Here is a 14,617-nt window from a genome sequence, read left to right as displayed (position 1 = left end):
ACCACGCCCCCGCATCCACAGCCCTTTCGGGCATGCTTTGCCCGGCTGAGCGCGCTTGGCATGTGTCATCCGCGCCGGGTGCGCCTACCCCATGGGAAGATGGCGTTACTCCACCTGCTCCAATGTTGTCGCGCGGGCTTGGCGCATAGCCTTCCCTGCATGACACAGACCATCGACAGGAAATCTGCCCGCCAGGCCCCGCGTCGTCGCCGGCCTCGGGCGTCCGCCGCTCCCGATCTCGCTGGAGCCGCCCGCCCGCAAGTCACCCGGCGAGAGGCGCCGCGAACCGCGCCAGCGACCCTGGTCGACCTCTTCGCCGCGCAAGTCGCGGCCCGGCCACGCGCCGTCGCCTTGTCCTTCGGCGCGACCCATCTCTCCTATGCGGACCTTGATGCGCGCGCCGAACGACTGGCCGAGCAGTTGACCGCGATGGGCGCCGGCCCCGGCGCAATGGTCGGGCTCTGCCTGCCGCGCTCGCTCGACCTCATCATCGCGCTGGTCGCGATCCTGAAGAGCGGCGCCGGCTATCTCCCGCTAGACCCGGCCTATCCGGGCGAGCGCCTCGCCTTCATGGTCGAGGATGCCGATGCCTCGCTCATCATCGCCTCCGAGCACGCCGACTGGCTGCCGCCCGGCCGGCAACGGATCGATCCGCATCCGGCCGAAGACGCCAGGGCGGCAGCTTCGCCGACGCGGCGCGCGGCTGCGGCCAGCGACCTCGCCTATGTGATCTACACCTCCGGCTCGACCGGCAAGCCGAAAGGCGTCGCCCTCGAGCATGCCGCAGTGACGCGGCTGTTCAGTGCGACGGATGGCTGGTTCGGCTTCCGGCCCAGCGATGTCTGGACCCTGTTCCACTCCGTCTCGTTCGACTTCTCGGTCTGGGAGATCTGGGGGGCGCTGCTTCACGGCGGGCGTCTCGTGATCGTGCCGGAGAGCACGACGCGGGACCCCGCCGCCTTTTTGCGGCTGCTCGCCGACGAGGGCGTCACGGTGCTCAACCAGACACCGTCGGCCTTCGCGGCCCTCGACCGCGCCGATCATGACCGCGGCGGACGCGACCAGCTCTCCCTGCGGCTGGTGATCTTCGGCGGCGAAGCGCTCGATCCGCGCCGCCTCGCCGGCTGGTACCAGCGCCGCGGCGAGCATGCCCATCTCGTCAACATGTACGGGATCACGGAGACGACGGTGCACGTCACCTATCGCCCCCTCTCGCCCACAGATACGGAACAGCGGTCGAGCCTGATCGGGCGGCCGATCCCGGACCTCAAGCTCCTGCTGCTCGACGGCGAGACCATGCGTCCGGTGCCGCGGGGCGAGATCGGCGAGATCTTCGTGGCGGGAGCCGGGCTCGCCCGCGGCTATCTCAACCGTCCCGAGCTCAACGCCGCGCGCTTCGTGCCGCATCCGGAGGAGCCCGGCGCCCGGCTCTACCGTTCGGGTGACCTTGCTCGGCAGGTCGAGGACGACGACTACGAATATCTCGGGCGGGCGGACCAGCAGGTGAAGATCCGCGGCTTCCGCGTCGAGCTCGGCGAGATCGAGACGGCGCTGATGGCGCATCCCGGAATCAGGCAGGCCGCCGTGCTGCTCCGCTCCGACGACGGGAACGAGCGGCTCGTCGGCTATCTCGTGGCCGATGGCGCGGAGCGTCCCTCCCCCGCAGCGCTGAAGGCCCATCTCGGCGAGACCCTGCCGGCGCATATGGTGCCCGCGGCGTTCGTCTTCGTGCCTGATATCCCGCTGACCGTGAACGGCAAGCTCGACCGCGTCGCGCTGCCGGCGCCCGGCCGCGCCCGGCCAGAGACGGCAGCGCCCTATGCTGCGCCCCGCAATGCGATGGAGCGGCGCTTCGCCGATGCCGTCGCCGATGTCTTCCAGATCGACATCGTCGGCATCGACGACAATTTCTTCGATCTCGGCGGCAATTCCCTGCTCGTCGCCGAATTGCACCGGCGCCTCGTCCGGGATCTGCCCTGGTTCGCCCTGGTCGACCTCTACCGTTACCCGAATGTGCGGGCGCTGGCCGGCCATCTGACGCCGCAGAAGCCGAGCGTGCTCGGCAGCCTCGCCGCGGCACGCGAACGCGGCCTGCGCTCGCGCGGCCTGCCCGCATCCTTCCCTGAAAGCACGTCGATAGGCGGCTCGCATGACTGATCCCCTCCCCGAGCGCGCCGTCGCGATCATCGGCCTGGCCGGCCGCTTCCCCGGCGCACCGACCGTCGGCACGCTCTGGCAGAACCTGCTGGACGGTGTGGAGTCGATCACGAGGTTCGATCCCGCCGCGCTCGAGGATGGCTTCGACGCGGCAACACGCGCGCTCCCGAACTTCGTTGCGGCGAAGCCCGTGCTCGACGGCATCGACCAGTTCGATGCACCCTTCTTCGGCATGATGCCGCGCGAGGCCGCGCTCACCGATCCGCAGCAGCGCCTGCTGCTGGAATGCGCCTGGGAAGCGCTCGAGGATGCCGGCTACGACCCCGCGGCGCCCGGCCACTGCATCGGCGTCTTCGCCGGCGCCACCTCCAGCACCTATCTGCTGCAGAACCTGCTGCACGACCGCTCGGCGATCGCCGACTACACCTCAGGCTTCCAGATCGGCAACCTGCCGCTGCTGGTCGGTTCGGCCGCGGATTTCACCGCGACGCGGATCGGTTACAAGCTCGGCCTCACCGGCCCCTGCGTTGCCGTCCAGTCTGCCTGTTCGACCTCGCTCTTGGCGGTCGCCCAGGCCGTGCAGAACCTGCTCTGCCATGGCTGCGACATGGCCCTGGCGGGCGGCGTCTCGATCACCTTCCCGCAGCGACGCGGCTATCTCGCCCAGGAGGGCGGCATCGTCTCGACGGACGGCCATTGCCGCCCCTTCGACGCCGGCGCCAACGGAACGATCTTCGGCAGCGGCGCCGGCCTCGTCGTCCTGAAGCGGCTGGAGGATGCGGTTGCGGATCGCGACCAGATCTACGCCGTCATTCGCGGTGTCGGCGTCAACAATGACGGCGCAGGCAAGGTCGGCTTCACCGCGCCGAGCGTCGACGGCCAGGCCGCGGCAATCGCCATGGCGCATGCCGCCGCCGATGTCGATGCGCGCTCGATCGGCTATGTCGAGTGCCACGGCACCGGCACGCCGATGGGCGACCCGATCGAGGTCGCCGGCCTCACCGCCGCCTTCCGGCTGACGACCGAGGACCGCGGCTTCTGCGCGCTCGGCTCGGTCAAATCCAATGTCGGCCATCTCGACGCCGCGGCCGGCGTCACCGGGCTGATCAAGACCGCGCTCGCGGTGAAGAACGGGATGCTGCCGGCGAGCCTGCACGTCACGCAGCCGAACCCGGCGCTGGAGTTGCCCGACAGCCCGTTCTTTATCGCCGACCACCGCCAGGAATGGGCCGGTCAGGACGGGCCGCGCCGCGCCGGCGTCAGCGCCTTCGGGTTCGGCGGCACCAATGTGCATCTCGTGCTGGAGCAAGCACCTGCAACTGAGCCCGTGGCGCCGGCCCGCCGTAACCAGCTCCTGACGCTCTCGGCCCGCAGCACAGCGGCGCTCGGCAGGGTGCGGGACAGGCTGGCGGAGCATGTCGAAGCGCACCCCGAGCAGAACCTCGCCGACATCGCCTTCACTTTGCAGGCGGGACGGCGTTCCTTCCCGCACCGCCTCGCCGTGGTCGCCGACAATCACGCCGAAGCTGCCGCGGCCCTGCGCAAGCAGAACACCGAGCGCGCCACGGCCGTGACCGGCGTCGGCGATCTCGTCTTCATGTTTCCCGGACAGGGCTCGCAATATCCGCAGATGGCGCGGGAGCTCTATGCCGGCGAGCCGGTCTTCCGCCGGACGGTCGACCTGTGCTGCGAATTGCTCAAGCCCGAGCTCGGGCTCGACTTGCGCAGCCTGCTCTATCCGAGCAATGGCGGCGATCCGGAGCGGCTCTCGGCGACGCTGCTCGCCCAGCCGGCGATCTTCACGGTCGAATACGCCCTGGCGCAGCTTTTGATGAGCTGGGGCCTGCAGCCCTCCGCCATGATCGGCCACAGCGTCGGCGAGTTCGCCGCCGCCTGCATCGCCAGCGTCTTCTCGCTGGAGGATGCGCTCTCGCTCGTTGCCAGGCGCGGCCGGATGATGCAGGAGCTGCCCGGCGGTGCGATGCTGGCCGTGCGCCTGCCCGACGCCGAGATTGCGGCGCTGGCGCAGGGCAATGTCAGCATGGCGGCGATCAACGCGCCCGGCATGGGCGTGCTCGCCGGGCCGTTCGAGGCAATCGAGGCGCTGGAAGCGGAGCTCGCGCAGCGCGGGGCGACGCATCGCCGCCTGCAGACCTCGCATGCCTTCCACTCCGGCATGATCGACCCGCTGGTCGCGCCCTTCACCGAGGCGGTCGCGGCCATTCGCCTCAATGCGCCGGAGCTGCCGTACATCTCCGGCGTGACCGGCGACTGGGTCAGCGCCGAACAGACCACCGACCCCTCCTATTGGGCGCGGCATGCGCGCGAGCCCGTGCGCTTTGCCGATGGCATCGCGACGCTCGTGCGCAGCCTCTCGCCCATCCTGCTCGAAGTGGGACCCGGCGCCGCACTGGCCAGTTTCGCATTGCAAGGTGCTGGTGCGGGCCGGGCCGCCATCTCCTGCCTGCCCGATGCGCAAGGCGATGCCGAAGCCATGCTCGCCGCCGCGCTCGGCCGCCTCTGGACCGCCGGGATCGTGCCCGACTGGTCGGCCTATCAGGCTGCCGGCAAGCCGAAGCGCGTCTCGCTGCCGACCTATCCGTTCGAGCGCAGCCGGCACTGGGTCGAAGCGCCGGCCGCCTCGGCCTCCCAGACAATGGCCGCGCCCGCGGCTGCGCCCGTTCAAACACCTCCCACTCAACCCGAGCAGGAACCGGCCATGGCTACCTCCGCGGACACCGACATCCCCCTGGGCCGTTCGGAGCTCGGCGGCCGGGTCGCAGCGATCTTCGAGAACCTTTCCGGGCGGCCCTTCGGCGCGGACGAGACGGGCGCGAGCTTCCTCGAGCTCGGCTTCGACTCACTCCTGCTGACGCAGGCCGCACAGGGCCTGCAGACGGCCTTCGGCGTCCAGATTCGCTTCCGCCAGTTGCTCGACGATCTGCCGAGCGTCGACGACGTCACGCGCCATATCGCCGAGCTTTGCCCGCAGGAAATGGCGAAGCCGGCTGTTGCAGTGCAAGCCGCTGCACCGGCCACACCTCTCTCTGCTGCTCCTGCCGTCGTGGCGACGGCTCCCGCCATCATGGCTGAGCGGCCGGCCGCCTCGGGCCTAGACGCGCTGATGCGCGAGCAGCTCGACGTGATGTCGCGCCTGATGGAGCGCCAACTCCAGACCTTGAGCGGCCAAGCGGCAGCGCCGGCCATCGCAGCCGTAGCGCCCGCCTTGCAGCCCTCCACCGCCCCGCAGCCGCAGGCGGCCACGCTGCTTCAGCCAGCCCCGGCTTCCCCGGCCGCGAGCGGCACGGCCGGTTCGACGGCACGCTTCAAGCCGTTGATCCGCACGGGCAACGAAGCGCTCACCGAGACGCAACGCGCCCATATCGCCCGACTGACGAAGCTTTATGTCGGCAAGACCGCGACCTCGAAGCGGCTCGCCGACCAGCACCGCCCGGTCCTGGCCGATCCTCGCACCGTCTCCGGCTTCGCCGCCGACTGGAAGGAAATGGTCTACCCGATCGTCTCCGCACGGGCGAAGGGCGCCAGAATCTGGGATGTCGACGGCAACGCCTATGTCGATCTCGTCAACGGCTACGGCCAGACCGCATTCGGCCATGCGCCCGATTTCGTCGTCGAGGCGGTTCAGGCACAGCTGACCGACGGCTTCGCCATCGGGCCGCAATCGCCGCTCGCGCATGAAGCCTCGACGCTGTTCTGCGAACTGACCGGCCATGCCCGCGTCGCCTTCTGCAATACCGGCTCCGAAGCGGTGATGGCGGCGATGCGGGTCGCCCGCACTGTCACCGGTCGTGACAGGATCGTTGCATTCTCAGGTGCTTATCACGGCCAGTTCGACGAAGTCCTGGTCCGCGGCGTCGGCGAGCAGCACCGTTCGGTGCCGGCAGCTCCCGGCATTCCGGCGGACGCCGTCGGGCGCATGACCATCCTGGACTACGGCACAGATGAGAGCCTCGCCTGGCTGCGCGAGCATGCGCATGAGCTCGCTGCGGTGCTGGTCGAGCCGGTGCAGAGCCGGCGGCCGGGCTATCTCCCCGTCGCCTTCCTCAAGGAATTGCGCGCCATTACCGAGAAGGCTGGTACCGCGCTGGTGCTCGATGAGGTCGTCACCGGCTTCCGCGTCCATCCGGCCGGCGTGCAGGCCCTGCTCGGCATCAAGCCGGACCTTGCGACCTATGGCAAAGTCGTCGGCGGTGGCCTGCCGGTCGGCCTGCTGGCCGGCACGCCGCGTTTCATGGACGCGCTCGATGGCGGCGCCTGGCGCTTCGGCGACGACAGCGTCCCCGAGGTCGGCGTCACCTTCTTCGCCGGGACTTTCGTCAGGCATCCACTGGCGCTGGCGGCGACGGTCGCCGTGCTCCGGCATATCAAGGAGAACGGGCCGGCGCTGACCGAGGCGCTGACGCAGCGCATGCAGGGCCTCGTCGAGGCGCTGCGGCGCGCCTTCGCGAGGGTCGGCTGGGACGTGCCGATCGAGAGCTATGGCAGCGTCGCCTATTTCGAGCCGGGCCGTGATCACCGCCTCGGCAGCCTGCTGCACTATCATCTGCGTGCCCGCGGCATCTTCATCCAGGAACACTATCCCTGCTTCCTGACGACCCAGCACGGCGACGCCGAGATCGCGGCGATCGTCGCCGCCTTCGAGGACAGCCTTGCTTTGATGCGCCGGGACGGAATGCTGCCCGGAACGGCCGCCGAAAGCCTGCCGCCGGACATGCCCGCCCCGACATCGGAGATCGAGCTTCCGCTGACCGAGGCCCAGACCGAGATCTGGCTGTCGGACCAGACCGGTCCCGAGGCCAGCGCCGCTTTCAACGAATCCATCAGCCTGACGCTCGACGGTGACGTCGATGCACTGCGCCTCGCCGAAACGGTCAGGCAGGTCGCGTGCCGGCACGCGATCCTCAATGCGCGCTTCTCGCCCGATGGCGAGATGATGCAGGTTTCGTCCTCGGGGACGTTGCCGGTCGCGATCAGCGACCTGCGCGGCGAGACCGACCCGCAGGCCGCGCTGCAGGCCAGGATCCAAGCTTATGCCAGCCGCCCATACGATCTCGTGCAAGGGCCGGTGGCCGAAGCCGAGATCATCCGGCTCGGCGAGCAGAAGCATGTGCTGATCCTGTCGGCGCATCACATCGTCTGCGACGGCTGGTCGACCAACATCCTGCTCGACGAGATCGCAACGGCTTATCGCTCCGGCATCGACGCGCTGCCGGCAGCAATGCCCTTCACGGACTACGCCTCGCAAACGCGGCAGGATCCGCGCACGGAAGAGGCTGCGGCCTACTGGACCAAGATGTTCGCGGAGCTTCCCGCCCCGCTCGAACTGCCAACCGACCGGCCACGGCAGGCGCCGCGCAGCTTCAATGGCGGCACACGCACCAGCTTCATCGAGGCCGAGCTCTATCGCAAGGTGAAGGCAGCGGGCGCTAAGCGCCGGCGGACGCTCTTCGCCACGCTCTTCGCCAGCTTCCAGGCGCTGCTGCTGCGGCTCTCCGGCCAGCGAGACCTCGTCATCGGCGTACCCGCCGCCGGGCAATCGCAGCTCGACGGCCCCTCGCCCGTCGGCCATTGCGTCAACTTCTTGCCGATCCGCAGCGGCATCGATCCGGCCGAGCCGTTCTCGGCCCATCTCGACAAGGTCGGACGCCTCGTCCTCGACGCCTATGACCATCAGAGCTTCACGCTCGGCGCCCTGCTGAAGCGACTGCGCGTCCCGCCGGTGTCCGGGCGGCTGCCGCTGGTCGAGGTGCAGTTCAATCTCGAGCGGCTGGCGGGCAATCTCGATTTCGGTGCCGGTGTCAAAGCCGGTGTAGAGCCGAACCCCAAGGCCTTCTCCACCTTCGATCTCTATTTCAACATCGGCGAATCCGACGACGGCTTGCGCATCGACTGTTGCTATGGCGCCGATCTCTTCGACGCGGCGACGATCGACCGCTGGCTCGGCCACTACCGGACGCTGCTCGCGGCCTTCGTCGCCAATTCCGACATGGTCATCTCGGCGATGCCGCTGATCGAGGGCGACGAGCGCCAGCGCCTCGTCTCCGAGATCAACGACACGCAGGTCGCGCTGCAGGGCGACGACGGCACGATCCAGGCCTTCGAACGCCAGGTCCAGCAGCAGCCCGAGGCTATCGCCGTCTCCTGCGGCGAGCAGCAGCTCTCCTATGCCGCCCTGAATGCCTGGGCCGACCGGATCGCGGCCGAGCTGACGGCGCGCGTCGACGCTCCCGAAAGCCGCATCGGCTTGTTAATCGAACGCTCGCCGGCGCTGATCGCCGGCATGCTCGGCGCGCTCAAGGCCGGCTTCCCCTATGTGCCGCTCGATCCCGTCATGCCGAAGGCGCGCATCCAGCGGATCCTGCGGGATTCAGAGGCCGTCGCACTTTTGACCGCGGGTCCGCTCGACCCGGCGATCGTCGAGCCAGATGAGAGCGTCATGCTGATCGATGTCGACCGGACCACGGCGAACCTCGCCGGGATCAGAACGGCGGCGATCGGGCCCGATCAGCTCGCCTATGTGATCTACACCTCCGGCTCGACCGGGGCGCCGAAGGGCGTCGAGGTCAGCCATGGCGGGCTGTCGAACCTGCTCTTCGCGATGGCGCGCGAGCCCGGCTTCGCCAGCTCGGACACGATGCTCGCCGTCACGACGGTGACCTTCGACATCGCCGCGCTCGAACTGCTGCTGCCGCTGATCCAGGGCGGCCGGGTCGCGATCGCGACCGCTGACGAAGCCAAGGACGGCGCCGAGCTACTGGCACGGCTGCAGCAGAGCGGCGCCAACGTGCTGCAGGCGACGCCGATGACCTGGCGCCTGCTGCTTGAAGCCGGTTTCCGCTCACGGCCGGGCCTGCGCATGCTCTGCGGCGGCGAAGCGCTGTCGCTCGACCTCGCCCGCAAGCTGCTCGAAGGCGGCGGCGAGCTCTGGAACATGTACGGGCCGACCGAGACGACGATCTGGTCCTCGGTCGCCCGCATCCAGCCGGAGGACGAGGTCGTCACGATCGGCCTGCCGATCGCCAACACGCAGTTCTACATCGTCGACGGCAACAACGAGCCTGTCGGCGTCGGCATCCCCGGAGAGCTGCTGATCGCCGGTACGGGCCTGGCGCGCGGCTACGCCAACAATCCCAAACTCACCGCCAGGAGCTTCATCGCCAACCCGGTCGATCCCGGCACCAGCGCCCGGGCCTACCGCACTGGCGACCGTGCCAAATATCTCCCCGACGGCCGTATCGTGCATCTCGGGCGGCTCGACCATCAGGTGAAGCTGCGCGGCTTCCGCATCGAGCCTGGCGAGATCGAGGCCGTCCTCGCCCGCAAGGCCGGCATCGTCTCGGCCGTGATCCTGCGCGAGGACGTGCCGGGCGAGCCGCGCCTGGTCTGCTACTACGTCACCAGCGCGGACAGCCCGCCGCCGGCCGAATTGCGGGCGGCGCTGGCGCAGGACCTGCCGGACTACATGGTCCCGACCGCCTGGGTCGGCCTGCCGGCCTTGCCTCTGAATCAGAGCGGCAAGCTCGATCGCGCCGCGCTGCCGGCGCCGGATGCCCAGAGCACAGCGCCCAGGGCCGAAAAGACGGCCGACGCAGCTGCGCCGCGGACCCCTGTCGAGGACACGCTGATCCGCATCTGGAGCGAGGTGCTGCGGCGCGAGGACATCGACGTCCACGACGACCTCTTCGACCTCGGCGCCGATTCCCTCAGCATCTTCCAGATCACCAGCCGTGCCCGCCGCGAAGGCCTCAAGGTCGCGGCCCGGGATTTCTTCCGGAACCGGACGATCGCCGCCGTCGCAGCCGCGCTTCCCGATGAGCCCGCCGCCGAAGCCACCGCGCCTGCCGCGACGTTCTGGAAGCGGCCATGGCGACGCCCGCGCGACGGTGCGCAGCAGCCGAACGAGCCAAGCGCCGTCTCGCAGCGCGAGAGAGGGTGAGCGATCATGGCAAACCAGTTCACCCGCGAGCCGGAGCCGCAATTGCGCGAGCCAGAGCACATCGTGATGACGGCCAGGTGCTCATCTGCGCAGCAGCGCTATTGGGAGATCGACGCCAGGGATCCCGGCACGCCAGCGCTCAACATCGCCGTGAAATGGCGGATTCGCGGTCATCTGGACGCATCCCTGGCGCAGGATGCGTTCCAGGCGATCCTCGATCGCCATGAATCCCTGCGGACCGCGATCCGGCTGGAGGATGGCCGGCCCGTCCAGGCGATTGCCGAGCAGGTTCCTTTCAAGCTGCCGGAGATCGATCTCTCCGGCCTGCCGGAGGCGGACAGGGCCCGGGAGGCTGATCGCATTGCTCAGAGCGAAGCCTGCACGCGCTTCGATCTCGGCGAAGCACCGCTGCTGCGGGCGACGCTGCTGCGCAAGAGCCGCGCCGAGGCGGTGATCCTGGTCGTCGCCCACCACATCGTCAGCGACGGCTGGTCGATGGGTCTCATCGCCAAGGATTTCGTCGCAGCCTATCAGGCGCTCGGCCGTGGCCGCGAGCCGGTCCTCTCCGAGCTTCCCCTGCAATATTCCGATTTCGCCGAAGGCAGCCAGGACAGCATGGAAGGCGGCGCGCTTGCACGCGAGGAAGCCTATTGGCAGCGCAAGCTCGCCGAGCTGCCCACCGTCGAGGTGCCGGGCGATCGTCCACGGCCGGCGACGCGGAGCACAAACGGCGCCTCGCTGTCGCGGCTGCTTCCCCGCCGCCTGACCGCGAACCTCGCCGATCTGGCACGCAAGGAAGGTACGACCTTCTTTTCAGTCGCTTACGCCGTTCTCCTGACCTTGCTCCGGCAACGCACCGGCGCCTGCGACCTCGTGCTGAGCACGCAGATGGCGAACCGGGACGATGTCGAGCTGGAGGCGATCGTCGGCCCGTTCGTCAACACGCTCGTGCTGCGGACAAAGGTTTCCGACGAGCAGAGCTTTCTCGATCTCTGTCAGGCCGCGCGCGACACCTTCGAGGACGCGGTCGATCATCACCAATGGCCGTTCGACAGGCTCACGGGACTGCTGCCAAGCCATCGCGACACCGGCCGGCCGCCGATCTCAGTCAACTTCATCGTCCAGCGCGCCTTCATCGGCGAGCTCGCCAATGACAGCTTCCAGCTGTCGGGGATTCCATCGCCTTTGCCGGGCGCGCTCTACGACCTGAACTTCATCCTGGTCGAGCGCGAGGAAGGCTGGCGCCTGACCTGCGAGTATCATCTCGACCTCTATGACGAGGCGACCGCAAGCGAGCTGGTGGCGCAGTTCGAGAGCCTGGCGGAGACGCTCGCCGCCAATCCGGCCGCACATCTGCCGCGCCCGGCACCGACCTCCCTGCCGATCGCATCGCCGCTCTGGCTGCCGGCGACGCCGGCATTGCCGCCGGTGATCGACGTGACGGGCCTGCGCCGGACGTGGCTGCAAAAAGGCGGCACGCAGCCGACCTTGTTCGCGCTCAACCACACCGCCCATAATCTGCGCCTGTATCGGCCGCTGGCGCAGGAACTCGGCCCCGACCAGCCTTTCGCCGCGCTGCAATTGCTAGACCCGCTAGTGAACGGCGCAGCGCCGAGCTCGATCGAACAACTCGCCGCGGCCTATTGCGAGGCGATCATCGCGACGGAGCCGGACGGCCGATATCGGCTCGCAGGCTTCTGCCGCTCCGGCGTGATCACCGTGGAGGTCGCAAAGCAGCTGGTAGCGAGCGGCAGGCAGGTCGATCTGGTGATGCTGATCGACTGCTGGGCGCCCGGCTACTTCCTGCGGCAGCCCTATGGCGCGCGCCTGTGGTTCCGCTTGAAGCGCGCGGGCCGCTTCGCCCGGCGCTTCTGGCAGGGCGGGCCACGCAGCTTCGTGACGCGGATGTCGTTCTGGCTGCAATCGACCGCCGCCGTCAGGCAGGCGAAGCGCCTGATCTTCTGGCGCCCGGCCGAGGAAGCCGCCGACGAGGCCGATTTCTGGCGGACGACCGACGAGCTCGAGGCGCTGGTCCAGCGCTATGCGTTGCCGAACTATGACGGGCGTGTCCTGGTCTTCCGGAGCGGCGCAATCCCGGCCGGCTGGCCGCCGGATGCGACGCTGGGCTGGGCCGGCCATCTCGTGCCGGGCACACCCTGCGTCTCGGTCGACGGCGAAGGCCATGAAGGCGCCTTCTCCGAAGCCGGATCGCGGACCATGGCCGAACACATCATCGAGATCACAGGGCGGAGCCGGGGCTGATCGCGGCGCCTTTGGTCGGCGAGGATCAAGGCCGGGCCATCCAGACCGGGGACCAGCCGCGATGGCGCGCGGCCAGCGTGCCGCAATAGCCGGGCGCCGGCTCCAGATCGGCGAGCTGCCAGAGATCGGCCTCGGCCGGGTCGGATTCCACCGTCAGAAGCCGCGCCCTGAACGGATCGAGCGAGACTTCGAAGCTCGATGGCGAGCCGTTGAGGCCGACGCCGATCGCCTTCAGGCAGGCCTCCTTGCGCGTCCAGCAGCGGATGAAGGATTCCTCGCGCAGCTCGGGCGTCAGAGCCGCGAGCATGGCGAACTCCCGCGGCGCGAGACATCCCGCCAGGAGATCGGCCGAAACCGGCCTGATCCGCTCGATATCGACGCCGACCGGCATGCCCTCGGCGACCGCGACGATCGCAAGCTCGCCGGAATGGCTGAGATTGAACGCGATCGGGCGCCCGCTGTGCTCGTTCACAAGAAACGGCTTGCCGAACGCCGTTTCGCCGAAGCGCAGCCGGGGCGGCGGAATCGGGACGTAGAGCGCCAGGACACGCCGCAGCCAGTTGCGCGCCACGACGAAAGCGACCCGCGCCTTCGCATCATGAAACCGGTCGGCGCGGGCGCGCTCCTCGTCCGACAGGATTGCACGACGCTCGGCCGCCTCCATCGGATGCAGATCGACACGACAGCACCAGAGATGCACCTGGGAGGGTGGCAGCTGCATCATGGCGAGGGCGCCGTCATCATGCGGCCGCTGACCGGCACAGCCGGCGGGCGGGCGAGCAGGCCCGGAACCCGCAGCGCGAGCATCACCAGGACGACAAGTGCGGCGAGTTCCGAGAGGAGGGTCACCGCGATCAGCCCAGCCACGCCGAAGGTCGCCGCCGCCGGATAGACCGTCAGCAGGCTGAAGCAACCTCCGACGAGCGATGCGAGGAAGACCGGCCGCGTGCGCTCCAGCGCTCGGAAGGCGCAACCGAGGACCAGGCTCGTCAGCGCCATCGGGAAGGCGAAGGCGTACCAGATGATCACCCAGTCGAATTCGAGGATCTCGCCGCCATAGAGCTGGTGCAGCAGCCAGGGACCGAACAGGCCGAGACCGAGAACCGTCGCGGCCCCGACGACGCCGGCGAACAGCATGGCGCGGCCGAGCGTTCGGTGGAGACCTTGCATGCCGCCCTCGGCAAAGGCCTTCCCGGCCATCGGCGGCACGATGTTCTCCAGCGCCTCGCGCACCACGTTGAGCACGGCGAGCAGGCTCTGCGCCGCCCGCAGCGCACCGAGCACCTTCGGCCCGAACAGGCCAGCCGTCACCAGGAGCCCGCTATAGCTCAGCACCCATTGCACCGAGCCGGTCAGGACGAGCCAGCGCGCCGAGCGCCATTGCCGCACGGTAACGCTGGTCAGGATCTGCCGGCGCCACAGCAGCGGTCCCGACATGCTCAATCCGCACAGCGTCGAGACGGTGGCAGCGCCGGCAACAGCCCATAGCGCATTCGCGACATCGAGCATCCCCGTCTGCCAGAGCGCTGCGAGCGCGCCGAGCTTGAGGAGCTGGTTGATCGCGTCGATCAGCAGGATTCCGGCGGGCCGCCGGCGGGCGAACAGGTAACGGCGCAGGAAATCCTGCGTCAGATAGGAGGCTGCCGCCATCGTGCCCGGCAGCGCGGCATCGGCCAGCGCTGAGTCCGCGCCTGCCGCGAAGACCAGGGCGGCGAAGATCGCGGCGGTCGCGACGACGACGTAACCGGCCTGATGCAGGAAGACGATCGTGTAGTAGGCCTCGGCCTCAGCCCCCTGCTCCTTCGTGCCGATGCTCATCATCGGGCTGACGATCAGGCCGAGCTGAAGGCTCATCGCCAGATAGAGCGCGAGCCAGACCATCGTGTAGACCCCGAAGGCTTCGAGCCCGAGCGCGCGGGCGAGCAGGATGGTCGTCAGGAAATTGCAGGCGCTCGACAGCGCCTGGTCGGTAAAGGACAACGCCGGATCACGCATTGCCCGCAGGCGTGCCCTCATGCCCTCGGATATCTTGCCCGGCCTGCGCTGATCTGAGCCGATACGACCCGGCTCGAGCCGCGCCCGGCCGAAATACCCACCCATCTTGCCCGCGCTGAACGTCATCGGGCCTCCGCTGACGATTGTCCGATCGCATCTTCTCGGGCGAAGTCTAGCGTCGCCCTCATCCTGACGGCGCTGGGCATAGGGACTGCCCAGAAGGAAGGTGGGCCAGTTGTCTCGCCG

Annotated in this window: 5 protein-coding genes; 3 read left to right on the top strand and 2 right to left on the bottom strand. The window is 68.9% G+C overall.

Going from position 1 to position 14,617, the window contains the following annotated elements; genetic code table 11:
• The first annotated feature begins 159 nt into the window (after window positions 1–159).
• From GV161_RS24535 to GV161_RS24525, 3 genes are read left to right on the top strand one after another with little or no spacing between them, the layout of a single operon-like run.
• Window positions 160–2,157, top strand: a complete 1,998-nt coding sequence (locus tag GV161_RS24535; protein ID WP_159650396.1) for an amino acid adenylation domain-containing protein — start codon at window positions 160–162, stop codon at window positions 2,155–2,157.
• On the top strand, window positions 2,150–10,114 hold the full coding sequence (locus tag GV161_RS24530; protein WP_152014530.1) for a non-ribosomal peptide synthetase/type I polyketide synthase: 7,965 nt from the start codon (window positions 2,150–2,152) through the stop codon (window positions 10,112–10,114). Before GV161_RS24535 ends, GV161_RS24530 begins: the two co-directional genes overlap by 8 nt.
• A gap of 6 nt (window positions 10,115–10,120) precedes the next feature.
• Complete coding sequence (locus tag GV161_RS24525; RefSeq protein WP_152014529.1) at window positions 10,121–12,376, top strand: condensation domain-containing protein; 2,256 nt, start codon at window positions 10,121–10,123, stop codon at window positions 12,374–12,376.
• A 25-nt stretch (window positions 12,377–12,401) separates the two neighbouring features.
• Here the strand turns inward: GV161_RS24525 and GV161_RS24520 are convergent, their stop codons facing one another.
• Together GV161_RS24520 and GV161_RS24515 are read right to left on the bottom strand one after the other, a co-directional pair.
• Window positions 12,402–13,100 carry a 4'-phosphopantetheinyl transferase superfamily protein gene (locus GV161_RS24520; protein ID WP_152014528.1) on the bottom strand — a complete coding sequence of 233 codons (699 nt, stop codon included), beginning with the start codon at window positions 13,098–13,100 and terminating at the stop codon, window positions 12,402–12,404.
• On the bottom strand, window positions 13,097–14,497 hold the full coding sequence (locus GV161_RS24515; protein ID WP_152014527.1) for a lipopolysaccharide biosynthesis protein: 1,401 nt from the start codon (window positions 14,495–14,497) through the stop codon (window positions 13,097–13,099). The genes GV161_RS24520 and GV161_RS24515 overlap by 4 nt, the downstream gene beginning before the upstream one ends.
• Window positions 14,498–14,617: the final 120 nt, after the last annotated feature.

It is taken from the genome of Bosea sp. 29B (assembly GCF_902506165.1).
In the GTDB taxonomy this organism is placed as follows: domain Bacteria; phylum Pseudomonadota; class Alphaproteobacteria; order Rhizobiales; family Beijerinckiaceae; genus Allobosea.
Note: the sequence above shows the minus strand (reverse complement) of the source record. Positions and strands in the feature narration are given on the sequence as shown.